At 36.1% G+C, this 23,070-nt stretch carries 19 protein-coding genes; 15 read left to right on the top strand and 4 right to left on the bottom strand.

Annotated elements, in window-relative coordinates:
- The first annotated feature begins 416 nt into the window (after window positions 1–416).
- The 3 genes from VEB00_01735 to VEB00_01745 all read left to right on the top strand — a co-directional run bounded on the left by VEB00_01735 (window position 417) and on the right by VEB00_01745 (window position 6,128).
- Complete coding sequence (locus VEB00_01735) at window positions 417–1,499, top strand: nucleoid-associated protein (protein ID HYF81736.1); 1,083 nt, start codon at window positions 417–419, stop codon at window positions 1,497–1,499.
- Window positions 1,500–1,534: 35 nt separating this feature from the next.
- Window positions 1,535–3,082, top strand: a complete 1,548-nt coding sequence (locus tag VEB00_01740) for a hypothetical protein (protein ID HYF81737.1) — start codon at window positions 1,535–1,537, stop codon at window positions 3,080–3,082.
- Between the two features lie 340 nt (window positions 3,083–3,422).
- Window positions 3,423–6,128, top strand: a complete 2,706-nt coding sequence (locus tag VEB00_01745; GenBank protein HYF81738.1) for a hypothetical protein — start codon at window positions 3,423–3,425, stop codon at window positions 6,126–6,128.
- Between the two features lie 467 nt (window positions 6,129–6,595).
- Here VEB00_01745 and VEB00_01750 read toward each other — a convergent pair whose 3' ends face one another.
- The 4 genes from VEB00_01750 to VEB00_01765 all read right to left on the bottom strand — a co-directional run bounded on the left by VEB00_01750 (window position 6,596) and on the right by VEB00_01765 (window position 10,478).
- Window positions 6,596–7,594, bottom strand: coding sequence for an ATP-binding cassette domain-containing protein (locus VEB00_01750; protein ID HYF81739.1), 999 nt, complete (start codon window positions 7,592–7,594; stop codon window positions 6,596–6,598).
- Between the two features lie 67 nt (window positions 7,595–7,661).
- Window positions 7,662–8,441, bottom strand: coding sequence for an ABC-2 family transporter protein (locus VEB00_01755; GenBank protein ID HYF81740.1), 780 nt, complete (start codon window positions 8,439–8,441; stop codon window positions 7,662–7,664).
- Window positions 8,438–9,256 carry an ABC-2 family transporter protein gene (locus VEB00_01760; GenBank protein ID HYF81741.1) on the bottom strand — a complete coding sequence of 273 codons (819 nt, stop codon included), beginning with the start codon at window positions 9,254–9,256 and terminating at the stop codon, window positions 8,438–8,440. Before VEB00_01760 ends, VEB00_01755 begins: the two co-directional genes overlap by 4 nt.
- 1 nt (window position 9,257) lies before the next feature.
- The gene (locus VEB00_01765) at window positions 9,258–10,478 is read right to left on the bottom strand and encodes a serine hydrolase domain-containing protein (protein HYF81742.1); all 1,221 of its coding nucleotides are present in this window, start codon (window positions 10,476–10,478) and stop codon (window positions 9,258–9,260) included.
- A gap of 983 nt (window positions 10,479–11,461) precedes the next feature.
- Here VEB00_01765 and VEB00_01770 point away from each other — a divergent pair.
- From VEB00_01770 to VEB00_01825, 12 genes are all read left to right on the top strand, one after another.
- Entirely contained in the window at window positions 11,462–13,879 is a 2,418-nt protein-coding gene (locus VEB00_01770) for a M4 family metallopeptidase (GenBank protein ID HYF81743.1), read from the top strand.
- Window positions 13,880–14,516: 637 nt separating this feature from the next.
- On the top strand, window positions 14,517–14,738 hold the full coding sequence (locus VEB00_01775; protein ID HYF81744.1) for a cation transporter: 222 nt from the start codon (window positions 14,517–14,519) through the stop codon (window positions 14,736–14,738).
- A gap of 32 nt (window positions 14,739–14,770) precedes the next feature.
- Window positions 14,771–15,613: a DUF6448 family protein gene (locus tag VEB00_01780; protein ID HYF81745.1), complete on the top strand. Its 843-nt coding sequence runs from the start codon at window positions 14,771–14,773 to the stop codon at window positions 15,611–15,613.
- 104 nt (window positions 15,614–15,717) lie between these two features.
- On the top strand, window positions 15,718–16,218 hold the full coding sequence (gene lepB / locus VEB00_01785; protein ID HYF81746.1) for a signal peptidase I: 501 nt from the start codon (window positions 15,718–15,720) through the stop codon (window positions 16,216–16,218).
- A gap of 126 nt (window positions 16,219–16,344) precedes the next feature.
- On the top strand, window positions 16,345–17,073 hold the full coding sequence (locus VEB00_01790) for a Crp/Fnr family transcriptional regulator (protein HYF81747.1): 729 nt from the start codon (window positions 16,345–16,347) through the stop codon (window positions 17,071–17,073).
- A 205-nt stretch (window positions 17,074–17,278) separates the two neighbouring features.
- On the top strand, window positions 17,279–17,863 hold the full coding sequence (locus VEB00_01795) for a TetR/AcrR family transcriptional regulator (protein HYF81748.1): 585 nt from the start codon (window positions 17,279–17,281) through the stop codon (window positions 17,861–17,863).
- Window positions 17,864–18,063: 200 nt separating this feature from the next.
- Window positions 18,064–19,032, top strand: a complete 969-nt coding sequence (locus VEB00_01800) for an FAD:protein FMN transferase (GenBank protein ID HYF81749.1) — start codon at window positions 18,064–18,066, stop codon at window positions 19,030–19,032.
- A gap of 63 nt (window positions 19,033–19,095) precedes the next feature.
- Window positions 19,096–19,503 carry an FMN-binding protein gene (locus tag VEB00_01805; GenBank protein HYF81750.1) on the top strand — a complete coding sequence of 136 codons (408 nt, stop codon included), beginning with the start codon at window positions 19,096–19,098 and terminating at the stop codon, window positions 19,501–19,503.
- A 60-nt stretch (window positions 19,504–19,563) separates the two neighbouring features.
- On the top strand, window positions 19,564–20,187 hold the full coding sequence (locus VEB00_01810) for a TetR/AcrR family transcriptional regulator (GenBank protein HYF81751.1): 624 nt from the start codon (window positions 19,564–19,566) through the stop codon (window positions 20,185–20,187).
- A gap of 105 nt (window positions 20,188–20,292) precedes the next feature.
- On the top strand, window positions 20,293–20,718 hold the full coding sequence (locus tag VEB00_01815) for an FMN-binding protein (protein HYF81752.1): 426 nt from the start codon (window positions 20,293–20,295) through the stop codon (window positions 20,716–20,718).
- A 33-nt stretch (window positions 20,719–20,751) separates the two neighbouring features.
- Window positions 20,752–22,251, top strand: a complete 1,500-nt coding sequence (locus VEB00_01820; GenBank protein HYF81753.1) for an NAD(P)/FAD-dependent oxidoreductase — start codon at window positions 20,752–20,754, stop codon at window positions 22,249–22,251.
- A 30-nt stretch (window positions 22,252–22,281) separates the two neighbouring features.
- Window positions 22,282–22,965 (top strand): DUF998 domain-containing protein, encoded by a 684-nt coding sequence (locus tag VEB00_01825; GenBank protein ID HYF81754.1) that lies wholly within the window; start codon window positions 22,282–22,284, stop codon window positions 22,963–22,965.
- Window positions 22,966–23,070 lie beyond the last annotated feature (105 nt).

Below are 23,070 nucleotides of genomic sequence, written 5' to 3' on the forward strand. Positions count from 1 at the left end.
GCACAGGACCAATATGTCCGTTTTCTTCAGCAATATGTCCGTATCCCAGTATTCCCTTGCATAATATTTAGAAAAGTGCATATACTAATAGGTTTAAAAAGATAGGCATTCACAATGTCTATCTTTTATTTTGGGTAAGTTTTTTTATTGGTCACATATATTGTGCATTTCAATTAAGTTCTTAAGTTCTGTACCTGGCACCATTATTATTAAATAATCGAAATAGGAAGGTTATTTTTAGGAAGGTTATTTTAATTTCCCGACAAAGAGTATTAAATGTTGGTAATTGTAATAAAATGTCGACAATTATTACTATTAATTACCCCAGACTTATATGATAATCAAATAGAGGGACAAGCATAAATCTCCAAATTCAGACAATGTCCCTCAATAATGTAATTAAGTGGGGGAATATTATGATTACTGATGTAAATACCGTAAATATCAAGAAACTCATAATGCATGTACTGGACAACCGGAAACACGAATTAACTCAAAGTGATGCAGTAATAGAATTAGATTCCGAAGACGAATTTATTGATTACATTACAAATCATATAAAAAAATCAGTGAAACATTCGAAAAGACTTGCAGCAAAATTCAGAAAACCTGAGGAAAACTTAGCTAAAGCGCAATTTGAAAAGGTATTTGAAAACAATTATAACTTCATTGCTGTTTCAAAAGAATTGGCAAGACTGTTATATATACCAATGAGTAGTAACACTACTATTAATCCGGCTGACCTTGTGATTTGCTTATACGAAAATGAGATGGATGAACAAATTGTATGCTTGCTGTTGCTTGATTATAAGAAAAACTATTTTCATAAAGAGATTACCCTGCCGGATGGTTCAAAAAAAGTTACTTATTCAGGGGATATCACCAGTTTTCCACCAACGGGATCTGGGTTGAAGAAATGCTGTTTTGTAAAAAAGTATGTCGAGGGTGACGTTTATGACTTGCTGGTGGTAGACAGGAAGCACAAGGAGAATGCTCCTTTAATTAAGGTCACACAGTTTTTTAGTATTGGGCTGCTTGATAGCGAGCCTGCGATGGATGATACAGAAAAAACAAGGCGATTCATAAATAAAACTGTACTGTGGGTACAAAAGCATGTGGCGGAGAAAGGATTGACTAAAGCCCAAGTACAACAGATTCGTCAACTGGAGTTAAGATGCCTTGACATTGTAGAGGATGAGACTTGTGTGAATCTGGATGAATTCATGGAAAAAGCCATAAAAGATGAGACACTGAAACGAGCATATAGGGAGTTCCTTGAGAATGAAGGGCTTATAGACATCGAAATTAACATTGATAAAAAATATGTAGAGGTTAATGTAAACCGTAAGAAGATAATAACCGACAATGGCATAGAGATTAAAATGCCACTTTCAGTATACAGGAATAAGCAAGTATTTATTCAGGACCCTATAGGGGATGGGAAATATGATTTCAGCATAAAAAATGTAGAAGTTAAGCACGAAAGCATAGAAAAATAGTTTGTATAATATTATATAAGGATGGGGGTGATGTGATGGATCGTATTAACGACTGGTGCAGCAAAATAACCTCAAATTATATCGTTAACTTTAAGGAAGATCATGAAAATGCAATTTTTTACGTTGAAGTACATAGTTTACATGAACAGCAAGAGAAATTGAGTAATGATATCAAGGATGCTTTTGAGATATTTGGTGAATCAATGAGTGTGCTTCCACTAGAGAGCGTCTATAACTTGAATATTAATAGCATAGATGATGTAGAACAGGGACTGAGCGATTTCATAGAAAATCTGGAGTGTAGTGGCTTTACAAGCTGCAAAGTGCAGGTTAGTATTTCTAAGAAAGAATTAGTGCGGAAATATATTACTATGGATATCAAGCAATCCTATTCGATAAAGCTATTTTTCAGATTTGAGAACTTTCTTGCACTTGTACAGAACCACGATTATTCTGTATTAGAAAGCTCACTATTCAGAAAAGATATAGTAACGGTTGTGCTGGTTATGGATAGAGTATTTTTAGAATGCTTCAGCAGTCATTTAGTCATAATCGGTAGGCAAAGTGTAGAATATATTAATTCGACTCTAGATAGATTGAGTAGCCCCTTTTCTGAGTTAAGCAGGAAAGACTGTAAAAACATCATCACAGAAAGGCATAATCATTGTAGTTGGATCAATGGACCGGAATATCTCACACCTAACTTCTTTTTCTTCCAGGATCTAAGTAATGCACCTGATGAACTAGGAAATATACTGTGCAGACAGTTTACAAATCTCACTATACCTTATCTGGCATGTAATACTAAGGTGGATGAAGACGGCAGCATAACTTGTATTTTTGAGGGATATAGAAAAATCAAAATCCAGCTAAGTCGGGAAGATAGGGTATTTGATTTATCAGCAGTTGAGGCGCTGTATAATCTGTATGAGTGGATATACTCAGAAAAAATAACAGACAAAATAGGCATATTCAGACACGTATTGACCTTATACCTTAAAGAAGATCCTAAACAGAATTACGGCTTGTTTTTGGATAAGATTCAGGAGGTTAACAGTTCAACACAGTCGAATTATCAGATATACCTTAAAGAAAAAGTGGATATCTGGTTCGAAGAACGAAGAAAGGTAGTGGACTTCTTTCAGACAAAGGTTAGTGAAATATCAGGTGAGATAACAAAGATAACAGAGCTTATGAGTAAGAACTTGCTAACACTGATAGCTGTTGTAATAGCTTCCATGGCATCTTATGTAACAAATGGGCAGAAAGCAGTAATTCAGATTGCTTTTCTTGCATTTATACTATTTCTTATAGTGGGAACAATTTATTTTGGAGTTTTGAGCCAAATAAGCAAAGGGTTATTAAAAAAGGATATTGAACGGTTCATAGAATATACTGGAACTATTCTGCTGAAGGATGAAATCAGCATGATAGAAGGGGAAAGCATTACAAAGAGAGAGGAGCTTTTTGATGGGTATTTTTTAGTCTCAATATTGATAAACATTGTAATTGTTTTTATACTAATTATTGCATTGCTTAACCTGGATGTGTGGATAAGCTACTTTGCTCCTGCAAAACAATAGATGTAAAACGACTTGATAAAAAATAGGTGCTAGGTGCAGAGGTTATTAGGTTATTATGCTAGTCAAATTCAAAAGCTAGTAGATTAAGTAACAGTTTGTCAACTTATCAACTTACATAGTCATAAAAGCAGAAGGGACGGTTTTTCTGATTTTCGTCTATTAAAGCCAATATCGGAATTTCTGAGGGTAATATGGAAGTATCCCAGTATTCCTGTATATTATTTAAATAACTGCATATACTATTAAGTTTGTGAAAGATAGGCATTATTCCTCATGAGCCTATCTTTTGTTTTGTTTACTACTGTAATAATATGGTATAATAATACAGGATGACTTTACTGTGCATTCATCTTTAGAGCTTCTTGAATTAATTAAAAAAACAGAAAGTGTGAGTTTAATGCGGCAAATTAACTATGGTGACATTAATCGAGTGTTGTTAAAATCAATTAATCTATATGAAGATGATAACAATAAAGTGTTTAGTTGGGAATTCATAGAAGAAGAATTGAGAATTGAGCTAAATCAAAACTCTAGGAATTATATACTTAGTCAATTATATGGTGTATTAAGTTATAGAAATAACAAGTATATAAGTAGAATATTTGAGAGATACAGTAGTAAGAAAAATTATGATGAAAATGGAAAGATAAAATCGAACACTTTTAATCTACTTGAAATATGGGAGAGATTAGCGGAAAGATTTTTATTAATAAAGGATAATCTATATATCGAAATATCAAAATTTGAAGAATGGAAAAAGTATTTTCATGCGCTAGACGAAGACTTAATTGTATTAAATTATTTAGTAAGACAAAAGTTTTTAAAAATAAAACCTGAAATGAAGCATGTATGTAATTATATCGCAGGAATGAAAACGTTTATAACTCCATATGAACCACAAGTTAAAAAAATACTCGAAAAAGGTATTGCTATTCAACATGTTCACCTTACAGGCAGTTATCCAGCACCTTACTATTGGGTGGCCGTAATGAATAATAGAATTAATAACAAAAATATTTTATACTTTAATAATTTTAATCAAGATATCAGATATAATAACACTGAAAATGCACCTCTACTATCTAATTTAATCGAAATTGCTAAAATAATTAGAGTTATTTTATTTGAGTACGCTAAAAGAGTTATAGAAGATAATTTTGAAATCAAAAAAAGTAGCAGCGATAGATTGATAGAGGATTTTATAGGCATCACTAAGATAATTGATAATGGAATGATAATTGCAGAAGATAGAATATTAGAAGTTAATAAAAAAATATATGATTATAAATATGAATTAACTGATTATGCTTTTAAAATAAACAAAATAGCTTTATCTGAAAAAAGTGAAATAACTGCAAAATCATTATTTGGAGAAAGATTACTAATTTTTTATGTTTTATATTTCATTAATAATAAACATCATAGAGATAATCAGGTTTTGTCTAAGCTTCTGTGGATATACATACAAGTGAAAAACTCATTTTTATGCAAAATCCAACAACAAGAAGGTATTTCTGGATTTGATTATTTTGAATATACTCTGAATACTATAACGTGGAAAGAAAATGGAAGTGAAATTATAAACTTCTGCAAAGAAATTGGAGAATATTTGCAGGAATCAAAATCCGTAGTTAGACAAGAGTTTATGATTGCACCGCAAGAGAATGAAGAAAAGTATAACGAAATTATTAGAATCATTGCCACAATAAAAAAGACAATGAATGAAAAGTTATTGCCAGATTTATTGGAACTATATAAAGAAGTTAAGGTAGGAGTAATTATTCATTTTATTAAAAACGAAGGAGATTACTTGCGAGAAAGGTTAAATAGCAGTGAAGACTCATATAAAATATATCATTATAGTAAAAGAGATGAAAATATAAAAAATTATAATACTTTAATAAAATATAAAATATCTGATTCAACAACTGAAAAGGATAAAGAACTTCCTATAGTTGCGATTGATACAGCTAATAGAGAATTGTATTGCCCACCGGAAGTGTTCGGAGAAATATATAAGAGAATTTTTGAAGAAAACTTTAAGATAGAAAAAGAATATCAGTTTAAAGGAAAAACATTTCATGTTGGAGAAGATTTTGTTTCATTAGGTACTGGTTTAAGAAGAATATTTGAGGCTATTTATTATTTAAGTATAAATTCTGGTGATAGACTTGGACACTGTATTGCTTTGGGAATAGATGTAGATTTATGGATACATAATAATCCAACGATAGAAATAAATTTAATTGATTTATTAGATGATTACATTTTTGAATGGTACTTAATAACCAAAGAGACTAATTGTGAGAACTATTCTAGAGTAAATTGGCTTGAACGAAAAATTTCTGAGTATTCAATTAAGATATTTGGTGCAGCAATAAAACCTGAAGTACTTGTTGATGCATGGCTAAAGAGGGGTAGTATAACAAAGAATGATGGCAACTCATATGGAGATGAGGAGTCTATTCCATATTGGATAACATTACAAGGGGAAATTATGCAAAAAGAAATACGAAAAGGTACACATAATGTTATTCCAACTTTGGAATTATTAGAAATTCTTGCACAAAAGAATAATATTGAGTATGATAAGTCTAAATTAAAACTACCCGCTAATGAAGCAGAGAGAGTATTACTTGAGTACTTATATGATAAACATACAATTGATAAGTTTATAGAAATCGATAATATTGATACATTAGAAGAAATTGAAAGCATTAAAAATGTCCAGGAAACATTAATTCGATTAATAAAGGGAAAAGGAATAACAATTGAATCTAATCCAACTTCTAACTGGCTTATTGGGGGATTTGAAAGAACTTCAGATATTCCAACTGTCCAATGGATTTTCAACAATTATGATTTATCTTTTACAATTAATATTGATGATCCTGCTGTCTTTGGTAATTCCATAGAAAATGAATATTATTTAGTATATTCAAATCTTATAAAGGGGACAGAAAAACATAAAGGTTTTTCTAGAATAAAAGCTCTTGAAATAACAAATGAATTAAGATGTAATGGAATTGAATCAAGTTTTGTATAAAACCAGTAAAGGTGGAAAGCCGTTGGCTTTGTTAGAATGTATGCTACTTTACATGATGCTCTTTGGATAAATATAACAGCATAAGATGTATAATTGATATATATTAATAAAAAAGAAAGCATATCGAATTATAAAAAGTGTTATCGACAGATATCAGGGTTCTACACAAAGTAATGAAATTGAATGGATTAGCACAGTACTTACATATTAAAGTATATTTATATGTGTTTTCTACAAATACTTGTATCAAAACCAATATCGGAGTTTTCGAGGGTAATATGGGAGTATCCCAGTATACCTGTATATTATTTAGAAAAGTGCATAAACTAATAGATTCTGAAGATGGGTATTTTGATATACCTATCTTTTATTTTGTATGTAGTCTATATTTTTGTGGAAGATGCTTCATAGCTGATAAGTTGACAGCCTGGCACATAACCTTTTATAAAGGTATTGACCTAATGCTTTCAGGCTTTAACTGATAGCAATGGCTTATTATAAATTGCCTTAATGATTTCCTCTACACCAAGAGTTTTGATGGAAATATCAGCTATTTCGCCTAAATTGCTTATATTGGAAACAAATGAATTAATGTCAATAATAGAATTATCAAGAAGCAGTTCGGCTTCATAATCCGACTGCCTGTTAAGAACTGATACACCACTGAGATTTATTTCGCCGATAGGCATTTTCATTTGAATCTGCACAGTCTTTTTATTGCCTAAATATTTTTTGAGGCTACCTATGGAGTCATCGTATACCTTCATGCCTTCGTTGATAATGATTATTCTTTCAGCCAGCTTTTCAATGTCTCCAACATCATGAGTTGTCAATATAAAGGTTGTTCCGTTTTTATTCATATCCAGAATGAATTCACGTACATGTTCTTTTGAAATAATATCAAGACCAATTGTAGGTTCATCTAAAAAAATAATTTTAGGATTATGTAACATAGCCATAATGAACTCACATTTCATTCTTTCACCCAAGGATAAGCTCCTCGTAGGCTTCTTTATAATTTCGCTGACTTCAAAAATATCAACCATTCTGGACAAATTGGTTTTATAGTCCTCGTTGGAAATGTTATAAATAGCCTTGTTCATTTCAAATGAATCAATTGGAGGTATGTCCCATACAAGCTGTGACTTTTGACCAAAAACTGCACTAATCTGTGTTACATATTTTGCCCGGTGCTTATATGGAATATAACCTAGGACATTTATTTCACCGGAACTTGGAAAAAGCACACCTGTCATCATTTTAATCAATGTGGATTTCCCGGCCCCGTTTTTTCCTAATAAGCCAGTTATCGTTCCTGGCTCTATTTCAAATGAAATATCCTTCACTGCATCTACTATTGCCTTATCTCTTATAAGCAACGATTTCATCATATCTGCAAAAGTGCTGCCCCGTTTGAAGGTAGTATACTGTTTGCAGATATTTTTTACAGAAATTATTGAATTCATAATCAACCTCCGTACCTTACATTTCAGAGTATACACCTGGATAATGCAAAAGATGTAATTCTTATGATTATCCTCCAGCGCTCTGATAACTTCTAATCATCCTGTTAAATATAACCATGCTGAATATAAAAAGTAAAATGCAAAAAAATATTGATGCATACATATCAGGAGTTGATTTTCCCAACAAAGCCGAAGCAGGGAAAAATCCCAGCATTGAAACAGGGACTATATAAGTTGTTATTGCCGGTAGTATATTTTTGTATATCGAAGTAGGATATCTGCCATAGGTTGTAATAGTATTATAAATTTCGAAAATTCTTCCATTGCCTACAAACTTAAATGTAGATGCTGCCATCAGGAGTATGAATGATAATTCTACTAATATGCCGGCCATAAGTAGGAATATAAACAGAACAATATTTATAAAATCAGGCTTGAAAAAGCATAATGAATAAATAAATACAAACAGACCGGAAATAAATGTTCCGATGTTGCTGATTTCGAAGGAACTGGCAATCGAATTAAACATGACTGAACCTGGTTTTAAAAGAAGCATGTCATATGTACCGTCTTTTACATGATCCATTGTAGTCCAGACGAAGTTATTTAGAAATGGTGCGCAAATACCTGTGCAAAGCATAAATACCGACTGAATCAATAATATTTCATTAAAGTTGTAACCTGGTATGCTTGCTCCATTTTTGTATGCGAGTATCATTACCAACGGTATAAGTAAATTATTTAAAAATGTTATTATAAGTGTGCTGAAAAAATTCAGTCTATAAGCAGCAATTGAAGAAATTGATATTTTTATACACTGTGTGTATATTTTAATACTATGCTTCATGTTCCCACCCCTGTAAAATGCTTTATGCCAGCACGATACAAAATTTCTGATGCAAAAAACATAATAATTACGTATAATGCTTGGATTGACAAAATTGCTGGAATAGAAAATTCCATGCCTGCCATATGTACGTTACCTGTATAAACCATTGAAGGTATATAGTAAATATACTGGAACGGCAAGAAAAACATGATTTTCTGAATTACAATGGGGAAAAAGGTAAGAGGTAGAAGAGCACCGGAAAAAAAGCTTGATAGTAGCCCATAAAACATGGATAATCCATTTACATCAGTAAACCAGAAGGCAAGCAGCCCTATACTATAATTAACATAAAAATTCATAAGAAAACATAGTATTATAGAAATTACAGCGTAAAGCAAATTGTATGGCATTATATTTATTTTAAAAATAAATATAAAAATCAGTAGAACAGGTATAAATTCGAAAATAATGCCTAAGGTTCTATGACCTATTTTTTGTGACAGAGCAAAAAATCTGTGATGAACAGGTCTTAACGCAAATGTCAGGTATTTTCCTGTCCTGATTAACATTTGAAAATTCCAGCCGGCAAAATCCATAGTTGCATAATTTATTAAAGTTGTAATACCGTAATAAGTAATAACCTGATTTAAAGTCATGTTGTTCAAGCTTCTGGAGTTTGAGTACAAAGCTGACCAGACAGAACTCATAACAAGAAAGTAAGCCGGGCCGATAAATATTGATAACATGGAATGGGTGCGGTATGCAGCCCATTCCTTATATGTAACAGTGGCAACTGTTAGTAGTAATTTAGTTTTTTGTATTATATTTTTCATTTTATAATAAGGCAGACATCAAGGCATTGGTGAATCTCGGACGATAGATAAACAGGTCTTCAGGCCGGCTTTCGTCATACTTATATACAAGTGAGAAAAACGCATAGGATATTCCATTGTCGTAATCGGTCAATGCCTTTGTACCTGCCCAGCCTCCATGATCTATAGTGTTAGGGGAACACAATGTTCCATTGTCATCCTTCTTGTTTCCTTTTACACTCCAGCCCAATCCCCAGCTGTCGTATTCCGAAAAGCCGTCCGCATTGTGGTTTCTTATCATGCTTTTTACACTGGCCGGCGATAAAACCCTGACATCACCAAACTGTCCATAGCAGCGCATCATTTCCATAAGCTTGATATAATCATTTACGGTTGACTTCAGGGTGCCGCTGCCATCCTCAGCCAGGTATATTCTTTCGGAATTTGCCCAGGGATAACCTAAAACACGTTCAGATCTGCCAACTACTCTCTGCCATTTTTCCTTCGGCAATTTCCAGTGTGTATCTGTCATTCCAAGGGGATCGAAGAGTACACGCTTTGCAAACTCATCTATGGGCTGTCCGGTAATTTTATCAATGACACACTTGGCAATATCATAACCCCAATTTAAGTAAGACATGACTTTACGCGGTTCAACGCTCAAAGGAGCAAACTCTGCTATGTGGTCATAAACCATATCTGGTATTACGTCATCATCACACTTTTCAAGTCCAAGCTTTTCATGTGCCTTTTTCATCGAAGCATACCATTCATCACGAGAAACGCTTTTCTCAACAAACTCAATTCCGAGCTTATTCTTAATGTAATTCTTTACAAACTCATCAAGCTCTTCACCTTCTGGCAGACCGCTGGTATGAGTCAGCAAATGCCATAAGCAAATTTTGTCTCTTCCTCCGTGAATGAAATCCGGCAGGTAATGCCTTACAGGGTCAACAAGATCAACCAACCCGTCCTCCTGAAGTATATGTAGAAGTATTGATGTTATTGGCTTTGTAAGGGACATAACTGGGAAAATAGTATTATAATCAAGTTTAACATCTGTAAATGATGTACCATAAACACCTTCAAATATCAGCTCACCATATCGCATTACTTTTGTCACAATAGTAGGCCTGGTATCATCAGATACCCACTTTGCAAGCATACGATCAAGATATTCCAATCTGTCAATTCTTAATTTCAATTTGTCTGCACTTGATAGGGTAGCATTTGTGATTGTCATAAACACACCACCTAACTATTTAGTTTGAATATAATATATGATAGTTGAAATAGGTAAAATTGTCAATTTGTGCCTTATAAAGTTGGGGGGAAGCAAAAAAGTAGTTTGGTGCCAGTTTAATCAACTTGTCAACTTATTCATTCAAAAGCAGAAGGAATCGGGCTTCTGCTTTTATCTATCAAAACCAATATCAGAATTTTCGAGGGTAATATCGGAGTATCCCGGTAGTATATTATTTAGAAAAGTGCATATAATAGTAAATTTGCTAAGGATAGGTATTGAACAGTGCCTATCCATTATTTTTGTAAAAATACTAGAAAAAAAGCGAAAAGAACCGTCCCTTATGCTTTTTTAAAAAATAAAGCCGCTTTAGCGGTAGCTTGAAAACCTTTGCGCTTGGCAGACTATTCGTAGGGCTTTCAGCCCTGCCAGTAACATGCCCTTATAGGGCAAGAGCAAACCACCGGCTTAACCGGCGGTTATGATTGTGCTATTCCAAGGATTTTTGATACGGACCCTTCGCAAAATGTATTGCAGCATAAAATTCATAATTCTAAAAAATTACAAAATTACAAATATTTTACATAATGAGATTGCACTATATGTAAATATATGGTAATATAATATTGCGGACAAAATATTAACCACACATATATTGATTGCTTTCTATTTTTCATTTCTGACTATATAAATCGCATCCTTCAGTTTACATTTTATATTAGAGCTATTAATTGCAAATAGAACACGTTTTTCATTTTTTCAATGTAACATATTAAATGTGTTCTATAGAGATTATATTGCACACTAACTATTCTAGCCTTGAAGGACTTTCCTGAAATTTTACATGGAGTATTACAATTGTTTATAGTACGGTGATATCTTCACATACTAAATGTAAAAAAATGGAGAGAGTGGTGTAATATGAGATAGGCATTATAGTAATATGGTATCTTAGCTTAATAAAAACAAAGGAGGAAATGTTAATGAAAAAGCTATTGAGTATCATTGTGATTTGCGTGTTTTTGCTGAGCATGGTTGTACAAGCTGCAGGTGCTGACCCGAAAACTATGAAGGATCCTGATATTGACAAAAAACTTAAGAAGGTAGAAATTTTAGAAAAACTGCAAGAGCTATCATTAAAAAAAGATACGGAGTTCAAAATCAACTGGAATGAGGAAAAAGGCATCCCGGATTTTATAACCGGTAATTTGTCCGAAACGCCGGTGCAAGACGAAGCGGATGCAATTGCATTTCTCGAAAATACTAAGGATATGTTTGGTATCCAGAACGGCAGTTTCAAAATAGAAAAAACCTATGAGGATGAGCTGAATACGAAACATTATCGTGCACAGCTGACTGTTGACGAGATTCCGGTATATGGAGCCGAGCTTATTGTCCATACAAACCCGGAGGGTGGAGTATATTCAATTAATGGACAGGCTGAGCCAGATATCCCTGCTAAAGCATGGAAAAAGATGATTGAAATAAATGAAAAAGAAGCAATTGCTGCTGCTGAGAGTTACTTAGGCATTGAGTTGAAAAAAGAAAACTACTCACATGAACCGTCGGCAGATATTTACTTATACCAGGCAAATAGTGAATGGCAGCCTGTATATCTGACTACTCTCCAATTTATTGATCCATATCCGGCTAACTGGAAAATATTTGTTAATGCTGAAAGCGGAAAAGTAGTAGATTCCTTTAACTCTGCTGCCGGCACGGCATCAGTAGGTACAGGTACCGGTGTTCACGGTGAGACAAGAAGTCTGAACACAGATTACACTGGCGGAACCTATTATCTCAGGGATCTTACAAAAAGCGCACAAATAACTACCTATGACTTGAACCATTCAACGTATGGTAATGGAACACTGATGTCTGATACAGACAACAACTTTAATTCTACAGTACAGAGAGCAGGTGTAGATGCACACTATTTTGCAGGCATCGTATATGATTACTATAAGAATAAGTTTAATAGAAACAGCTACAATGGCAACGGTGCAGAAATTATATCCAGGGTTCACTATGGAACTAATTACAATAACGCAGGCTGGACAGGCTATGAAATGATTTACGGAGACGGAGACGGGACGACCTTCGGACCTTTCAGCGGTGCCCTGGACGTTATAGCCCACGAGCTTACACATGCTGTTACTGAGAATGAGGCAAACCTTGAATATCAAGATCAGCCTGGTGCATTAAACGAATCTTTCTCAGATATATTCGGTTATCTGGCAGAAGAAGATACTGATGACTGGCAGATGGGCGAGGATTGCTACACACCAAATACACCAGGAGATGCATTGAGGGATTTGCAGGATCCGACACTCTATGATCAGCCGGCACATATGGACGATTATTTATATACAAGCGAAGATTACGGTGGAGTGCATACCAACAGCGGTATCCCGAACAAGGCGTTCTATAATATTGCAACTGCAATTAATAATAACTCCAAGGTAGAAAACATTTATTACAGGGCTCTGACAACTTACCTGACAACAACCTCACAGTTTACCGATGCAAGAACTGCGTTGGAGCAATCTGCTAAAGACCTTTATGGTACAAGCAGTACTGAAGCTCAAGCAGTAGCTAACGGCTTTACAGCGGTAGGCATAGGCAGCTCTTCAAGTCAGGATAATTATGAGCCGAATGATACTATGGGTGCTGCATATGGAGCTTTGACTAGTGCTACTAACTACAATTCATACATATCGACATCAAGTGATATCGACTATTATTACTTTGACACCACTGCTGCAGGTACTATAACAGTTACATTAACTAATCTGCCAAAGGACTATGATTTATATCTGTATAATTCCAGCGGAACCCAGCTTGGCAGATCAATAAATGGTTCAACTACCAATGAGAATATATCATATTCTGCCTCCAATGCAGGAAAATTCTATGTCAAGGTTATCGGATACAATGGGGTAAACAGTACCTCACCGTATACCTTAAATGCAACGTACCCCACTGGCGGTGGCGGTTCTTACCAATGGTACTATGAGACTACGAGCATGGACTCGCCACATAATTACACCAACAATTACAATGGCTCACAGAATTATACCAAAACCGGTGCACAGAAAGTGTCTGTACATTTCTCCAGATTTGAGACAGAAAGCGGATATGATTTTGTCTATATAAAGGACAAAAATGGTAATACTATAGCTACATATGATGGAACCAAGAGTGCATTCTGGGCTACTGTTGATGGAGATAAGATCACTATCAACCTGGTAACTGATTACAGTGTAACAGCATATGGCTATCACATCGATCAAGTAGGATATTACTCAAGTACGCCTCTTGTTGTAGGTGAGTCTGCTGCAAATGACAATATATTGTCTACGGATGAGTTGCTGGCACCGGAAGATTTACCGAAGAAATAAGAAGTAATTAAGATAAACTAGTCAGTAGATATCCTCAAATATAACAGGCATCCTGTGAAATTCAGGATGCCTGTTATATGTTTTTGTTAATCAGAACAATAAGTGCCAGGTGCAAAAATTATTAAGTTATTGAAGAAGCCCCTTCTTGTTATAGTATTAGCAATAGATACATTAAGCGTATAAATGCCAAGCACCGAACAAGAGAACAAAATGAGTGTCAACGTGTCAGCTTATCAACTTACTTGCTCATCAGAGTACAGGGAAAGTCCCTCAGATTCTATCGTTCAAAACCAATATCGGAATTTTTGAGGGTAATATGGGAGTATCCCGGTAACCTTCGGACAATTTATAAAACTGAACAACTAATAAGTTTACAGAAGATAGGCATTCAACAATGTCTATCTTTTTTTGGATGAGCGCACTAATCTATTGCAGTAATATGTTCTTATGCTCTGCACCTAGCACTATTATCTTTACTCACCAGCTTGAGAGCTGGTGTTTTTTTATGCTCAAAATTAGGGGGTACACTTATTTAAATAAGAAAATGTTAAAAACTTGATTTTAATCAAGGTTGTTATTTCTGAACTAAATTAGAATTAGACTATGGAAACAAACAAAATGAAAGGAGGAAAAACAAATGAAAAAATTATCGATTCAACTTGAACAATTGACATGTCCGTCGTGCATAAGAAAAATTGAAACAACTGTACATAAAACAGTCGGAGTAGATTCGGCAGAGGTACTGTTCAACTCAAGCAAGGTAAAGGTCCAATTTGATGAAACAAAAATCGAAGCAAAACAACTGGAAAAAATTATTAAAAGCCTTGGGTATTCAGTTTTATCAACCAAAGTATCTTAACAAAAAATAATAATTATCAGGAGGAATAAAAAATGATAACAAACATTATAAAATCCAACGGGATTAAATCGAGTATGAGGAAATCAATTCTGGCTCTTGCTACTGCAGCAGCAATGGTAGTGATGGTGCCGTTAACAGCCAATGCTCATTGTGACACAATGGATGGCCCTACTGTGGCTGACGGTATGAAAGCAATGGAGAACAATAACGTTAATTATGTGCTGAAATGGGTGCAGCCGGAATATGAAGATCAAATAACAAAGATCTTCAACCTTAGCATGAAAGTTAAAGGCCTAAGCCCGGAAGCAAAGGAAGTATCCGAACAGTATTTCTTCAGTGAGCTTGTCAGAATGCACAGAGCAGGAGAAAGTGCACCTTTTGATGGATTGAAACCTTCAGGAACACCTATCGATGAAAAAGTACTGGCAGCGGATAAAAGCATTGAAGTTGGGAATTTATCACCTGTTGAAGGTTTGATAGAAGAAGAAAAGATGCCTGAGCTAACAGAAAGATTTGAAAAAGTAATGGCTTTAAAGAATTTTGATGTAAACAGCGTTGATGCCGGAAGGGAATATATTGAAGCCTATGTTAAATTCTTCAAATTCGCTGAAGGAGAAGAAGATCATGATACACATGGAGCTGTAGACGCCCATGGAACAGTAGATGTTCATGGTGCTGAAGCGGTTCACGATGCAGATAGTGTTAATGGAGAGGCTGCTCATACAGAAGTTGCTTATACAGTGAAGTCTGGGGACGTATTATGGAAAATCGCTTTGAAATTTGATACAACTTATCAAGAAATTCAAAAACTAAATAACATTGTTAGCCCAAACTTTATTTACCCTGGGCAAACATTAATAATTCCGGCTAAATAATATAGCTATATAAACAGAATAGAATTCCGCTTCATAGATTATTATCTTGAAGCGGAATTCCACTAAACTAAAAAAATGTTATTTCATAGAAATGAGGTAAAAAAATGAGTGCAGCAATAAAAGCATTTTCTAATATAGCAGTCATTATCATTGCTTCAATATTGTTATATAATTTTGTTTTCTTTGTTATCGTTGTACCAAGTGCTTCAATGTATCCGACTATTGACATCGGTGACAGGATTATAACAACAAGGATCCACGATGCTTCTTCAATTGAAAGGGGAGACATTTTGGTGTTCTATTCAGATGAACTACAGGAAACAATGGTAAAGCGGGTCATCGGCCTGCCAAATGACAGGGTTGAAATTGATTTGAACGGGAAGGTGTTTGTGAACAACCAAAAGCTGGATGAAGCTTATGTAAAATACCCTGACAATACAAGTGGCAGATATAAAGTCCCTGAGGGAGAATATTTCTTTCTGGGAGATTTCAGAGACCATTCCTTTGACAGCAGAAAATGGGAGAATCCATTTATTCAGGAAGATAAGATTCTAGGCGAGGCTAAACTGATATTATTTCCATTCGATAGAATGTCCATGCTTTAGTAATGATTAATATAGTTTTTTCCAATCTGTATGATATAAAAAAATGAGACAGAAAACTTTGAAATGTGGTAAGTTTAATGTAATAGATCCACTTCGAAACGTAAGTTAAGAAAAGGAGCTTTTATTATGAAAGAAATAGAAATTAAAGGGCATGAGGACCATCACCACCATCACCATAATCATGGTGCAGAAGCACATGAAGCCTGTGTTTCCCTGGTGCCGATTTTTAATCATTTAGAAAAAGAGCAAATGGAAGAAATCATGGAAGTGACACATTCTGTTTCATACAGAAAAGGAGAAAATATTTATCGCGCAGGTGACCAGTCAGACTCGCTTTACATCGTGAGTGAGGGAAGGGTAAAAATTTACAGGCTGTCTGAATCAGGAAAAGAGCAGCTGCTGCGTGTCCTACATCCGGGAGATTTTACAGGCGAGCTGGCTTTGTTTAGAGAAACAATACATGAAGCTTATGCGGATGCAATGGAAGAAACCAGTATCTGCACAGTGAAACGTTCCGATCTGCAAGGGCTTCTTTTGAAATACCCCTCAATTTCTATAAAGGTGTTGGTTGAATTTTCAAGCAGGCTTGAACAGTCAGAAAAGCAGGCAACACGTTTTGCAACCGAAAAAGTAGAGACAAGGATTGCACTTTTTTTAGCTGAGTGTATAGATGCCGAAAGCCATTCAAAGGAATTTGTGCTGCCAATGAGCAAAAAAGACCTTGCCTCATATCTTGGTACAACTCCTGAAACTATCAGCCGTAAATTATTCGAGCTTGAAGATGCAGGTTATATAAAGCAGAAGACGCAAAAGAGGATTGAGATTTTGGATTTAGATGGACTTCTCCTTACCTGACAGACTAATCCTGCCACTAAATAGGCTTAAATACAAGTCAAATGGGGTTGGATTACATTTTGCCAAGACGAAAATAAATGATAAGTTTGGTGTCTGCCACCATGAATATAAAATTTTAGCAATTAATATTGACAGTATAATATAGTAATGATACAATGTGAATGAACACAAAATATATTCATTCAGGATAATGGAGGCAGGTTACTTGATAGATAAGAAAGCAGAGATATTTAATGCCGCAAGAGAATTGTTCTACTCCAAAGGCTTCAAAGACACTAACATTTCTGATATAGCTAAGCTGGCTGAGATTGGTGTAGGTACCTTTTATAACTACTATTCCTCGAAAGAGAAGCTTTTCTTAGAGGTTTATTTCAAAGAAAATGAGGATCATAAAAAGCATTTGTTCGAATCTATGAACTTGAATGATGATCCCGTAGCAATGATTACAAAGATGGTCGCAAAGAACGCCAGTGATATGAATTCAAATCTGATACTGAAGGAATGGTATAACAAGGAGCTCTTTAGTAAGCTTGAGCAGTCCTTTTATGAACAGGGCCGCATGGAGAGCTTTGATGAGACCATGCGTAGCGGTGAAGCAGAGTTAATCAGGAAGTGGAAGGCTGAAGGGAAAATAAGGGTCGATATAGATGATGAGATGATAATAGCTATTTTTAACGCTATACTTTATATCGATATTCATAAAACAGAAATCGGGATTCAGCATTTTCCACAGATTTTGTTTTATATAACAGAATTCATAATGAAAGGTTTAACTGATTGCCCAAAATAAAAAAGGCTTCTATTAATGCTTTCAACGACTAAGGAAGCCTTTTATGAAACTCGTTTACGGGGCGTGACAAATCAATGTGGAACAGGACGCCCCTACTCGTTATAAAAAATCAATTTGGGCAGTTATTTTTACCTTAATGTGAATGAATTTATAATTTATTCATTCGCGTTTAAGAAAAGTTATTGAAAGGAGGGATGCAAGTGAACAGTACGGTAGTTGCCGAGTCAAAAAACTTTGGGATGAGCACAGTGATGACTCACAGAGCTTTTGGTAAGCATGCCGAGGAAGCTCTTAGGGCAGTCCGCGATGAAGCTGTACGACTGGAAGAGCTGCTGAGCCGTTTTATACCGGTCAGTGAGATAAGCAGGGTCAACATGTCTGCAGGTATTAAATGCGAAAGGTTGAGCGGTGACACATATGAGGTGCTGTCACGTGCTGTTGAATTTTCAAGATGCTGCCATGGCGTCTTCGATGTCACCATTGGGCCTTTAGTATCATTATGGAACAACAGCAAGGAGACATGCAAGCCTCCGGAGGATTCAAGCATAAGGCAGGTGCTTCCTTTGGTGGACTATACCGACTTGTTATTGGATCCATACAAAAAGACTGCCGAACTTCAAAAGCCAGGTCAGTCCATTGACCTTGGGGGTATTGGAAAAGGGCTTGCCGGTGATAAGTTTTTGGAGGTGTTTAAGAAATACGGCGTTTCATCAGCTTATACTAATATCGGAGGAAATGTGGTGGCTTTAGGAACAAAACCTGATGGTTCCCCATGGCGTGTGGGTATCCAGCATCCCAGGCAGGAAAGCAGCTTAATCGGCCTTGTTTCTGTGGCTGACAAGGCAGTGGTTACCTCCGGGGATTATCAGCGATACTTCATTGACAGTAACGGTAAAAGGTATCATCATATCTTGGATCCATCTACCGGATATCCGGCAGAATCAGGGTTGGTAAGCGTGACAATAGTTGCAGATAACTCTATGGCTGCTGATGCGTTATCCACCATATTGTTTATAGCCGGGATGAAAAAAGGGCTTGAGCTTCTCAAATCCTTCCCCGGAACTGAAGCAATTCTTATTGATATGAACTTACTGGTTTACGTTACGCGAGGTCTAGAAGATCACTTTCAGGCCGCTGAAGGTATAAGTGTGAATATATTAGATAATTAGAATGGAGTGATTAGAATTATAAGCAAGAGTGAGAAAAAAACGAAAAGAAGGGGGAAAGGTAAAATGTTAGGATGGATTATAGCACTTACAATTATTGCTGTTTTGGGTGTTGGAGGAACAATAGGCGGGTCATATTTATCCAAAGAGTATAATGAAGCCAAAAATCTTCCGCTTAATGATCTGGATTTCAGTAAGCTAAATGACGGCACTTATATTGGGGAGTATGAGGGCGGAATGTACAAATGGAGAGTCAATAAAGTTCAGGTTATAGTAACTTCAGGTAAGGTAAAGGATATTAAACTATTAAGTACTTCAGGCACCGGCTGCGTTAAAATAGATCCGGTTATGCTTTATGATAGAGTAATTGAAGCTCAATCACTACAGGTGGATACCGTCAGCGGTGCTACTCTCTCCTCTAAAGCATATCTCAAGTCAGTGGAAAACGCACTGAGCAAGGCACAAAAAAAGTAGATACCTTGTAATGCACAAGATGGTTATGCCAAGGACGAAAGCATATCGGAGGTTAGTAAATTGAGAGATGTAAAAGCAGATATCTTTAATTGCGGGAGAAAGTTATTCAGCTTAAAAGGATTCAAAGGCACCAGTGTTTTAGATATTACTATAATGGCCGGTGTAGGGGTAGGTACCTTTTATAGCTACTATGCCTCTAAAGAGAAGCTTTTCTTAGAGATTTATACAAAAGAAAACGAGAAACTCAAAAAAAGTATTAAGGAATCTATTGACCTGAATGATGATCCTGTAACGTTGGTTACAAAATTAATGGCACAGAATATCAGTGCTATGAACTCGAATCTGATACTTAAGGAATGGTATAACAGGGAGCTCTTTAGCAAACTGGAGCAGTATTTTTATGAACAAGACGGCTTAGAGAACATTGATGAATTCATGAATAGCGGTATAGGCGAGTTAATCAGAGAGTGGAGGGCTGAGGGGAAAATAAGGGATGATATAGATGATGAGATGATAAGGGCCCTTTTTAACTCCGTATCTTATATCGACATTCGCAAAACGGAAATCGGAATTCAACATTTTCCACGGATTTTGTATTATATAACGGAATTCATAATGAAAGGTTTAGCTGATTGTCCAAAAAAGATAGATGCAGGCAGTTATTTTTTACCCTTACATGAATGAATATGTAAAATGTTCATTCATAGCAAAAGAATACAAGGCTTCAAAAGATAGGCCAGTGAAGGCATAAGTGCGAATGTCTTAAATAATATAGAAGGAGAAGATTAAATGAAAAGAAAGGGGAAATTTAAAATGATATTAACTGTAATAGCTGTATCGGTAGTTTTGCTTGGGTTGGGGATGGTAGGAGGAATGCTTTATACTGCAGAGGAACATAAAGAAGCTAAAAACCTCCCTATCGCTGCTATAGACTTTAAAAATCTAAATGACGGCATGTATATTGGGGAATATGAAGGTGGAATGAAAAAATGGAGAACCAATAAAGTTCAGGTTACAGTGTCCTCAGACAAAGTCACTGAAATTAAAGTATTAGAGCAAAATTATGACCTAAAGCCGGAATTCACAGATAAGTTATATGATAGAGTAATCGGGTCACAGTCACTGCAGGTGGACACCATCAGCGGCGCAACCCTTACTTCCAAAGCTTGTCTCAAATCGGTGGAAAATGCACTAATCAAGGCGCAGAAAAGGTAAGAAAGACAGTATGTCTTGAAGGAGAATTCTGAAATGAAAAATGTAATAATTATAGGTTCCGGAATCGGTGGACTCACTGCCGGCAACCTTCTTGCCAAGAAGGGACATAAAGTAACCATATTTGAAGCCCACAACATGCCTGGCGGTTATACCGCAGGATTTTACAGGAAGGGTTATTATTTTGAGAGCGGTACTGTCACCTTGGAAGCCTCAGCATCGGTATTCAAGGTGATGAAGGAAATCGGAGTATTAGATAAAATAGACTTCGTAAAGCTGAAAACACGGTTCTTCTCAGAGGATTTCGACGGAACTCCTGAGAATTACGATGATTATAAAAAAATGATTTACTCTAGTTATCCGTCCGATAAAGAAAAACTGGATATGGTTTTTTCAGAACTGGACAAAATAATCGGTCTGATGGGGAACCTTGATAAACCCCTGCCCCCATTCTGTAGTGTACCTGACATGATTAAATCAATGCTTCCTAACATCCAGAGCAGTCTGAAGTGGATGAGACTGCTAAAGCAGTATGGAGATATGACGTCATCAGAGTTTGCAGCAAGATATTTCGAAAAAGACTCAAAGCTGTTCAGGCTGTTCAAAGGATTCAGCTATCCGGATATGTCGGCCATTATGGTAGGAAGCAATTTATTAGGGACATTCGAAGACAATTGGACTGTGAAAGGCGGTATGCAGTCATGGGCTGACGTTCTCGCAGAAAACTTCAGGGAACTGGGCGGGGATTTGAAGCTTAACTCTTATGTTGATAAGATAATAACAAAAAACGGGACCGCAGTGGGAGTCTCATGCAAGAATACCATATATGACGCAGATTATGTTATTTCTGCAGGGGACTATAAGAAAACCCTCATTAAGCTATTAGATGACAAGAACCTTATTTCACAGGCGCTACAGTATAATATCGGTAGGGCTGCAATTTCTGAGGGTTTCTTCACAGTATATCTGGGGTTGAATATGTCCAAGGTCGAACTTGGCGGATATATGAAGGTTCCGCATGTTTTTGCTTGTGACGAAAGACCCGGTTACAACATTTACAATTCCCAAGATGGAGAGTTTTTCAACAAAACATCTGCTTCACTTTATTCGCCATCAATGATAAACCCAAAACTTGCTCCTGAAGGGAAATCCTCATTGATGCTTCAAACCATGGTGCCATACCACTGGATGAACAATTGGGGCGGCGGAGACAAGGAGGCATATAGACAATTGAAGGAAAAAGCAATGGATGCAATGATAGATAGCGCATCCAGGTTGATTCCCGGTTTGAAGGAATATATCGAATATAAGGATGCCGCAACTCCACTGACCTATGAAAGATTTACCCGGAATATCGATGGAGCAAGCTCCGCATGGAGTTGGAACCCTAAGAAAGAGTTCTATAAAAGTGCCATGAGTGTGAATATAAAGACACCTGTGAAAAACCTTTATATCGGCTCCTGCTGGGCTATGCAAATCGGGGGTGTGCCTGGTGCCCTTGCAGCAGCTTACAAGTGTGCCAATAAGATAAAGTAAAAAGAGATTTTGATGGAGGTAAAAAGAAAAATGGAACCAATAACAATAATACAAACCATAAAAGAATCACTAACACTGAAGATGGTACGAAAGGTCTTGTTAATCATCGGTATTCTTTCTTCACTGTTTTATGTCGGTATTGACATACTCGCAGCCATGCAGTGGGAGGGTTACAGCTACACATCTCAAGCCTTCAGCGAGCTGCTGGCTGGCGGAGCTCCGACAAGATCATTCGTCCTTTCGCTCTCTACCATATATAATGTCCTTGTAATCGCATTCGGTCTATGTATCTGGGCAACAGATAGTAGAAAGCGTGCCCTGCGCTTCACAGGAATTCTGCTGATCGGATACGCAATCGTGGGAATTGTGACGCCGTTATTCTTCCCCGCACCAATGCGTGGAGCTGAAGCGACAATATGCAACATCATGCATCTACCTTTCACGGGTTTGGAAGTACTCTGTATTCTATTGTCCGTAGGGTTTGGAGCTGCTGCACATGGAAAGTGGTTCCGCCTGTATTCGATAGGCACAATCCTTATACTCATCCTGTCTGGAGCTTTGGCAGGCTCAGCCGTTCCCCAGATTTCGGCACAGCAGTCTACTCCATTTCTGGGAATTATAGAGCGCATTATGATATATGGTTACCTGTTATGGGTAATGGTGCTGGCCATTATCCACTTGCGTGCGGAAAATGGTCAAGGCTCTATTGAGTAAATAAGTATCAGGCACGTAGGTTATTAGGTTATTAGGTTATTAGGTTATTATATGAGTCAATTTCAAAAACCTAATAACCCTTGTATCTGGCAGCAAAAAATTTCA

The sequence above is a fragment of the Clostridia bacterium genome, from assembly GCA_035628995.1.
Classification (GTDB): Bacteria; Bacillota; Clostridia; order Lutisporales; family Lutisporaceae; genus BRH-c25.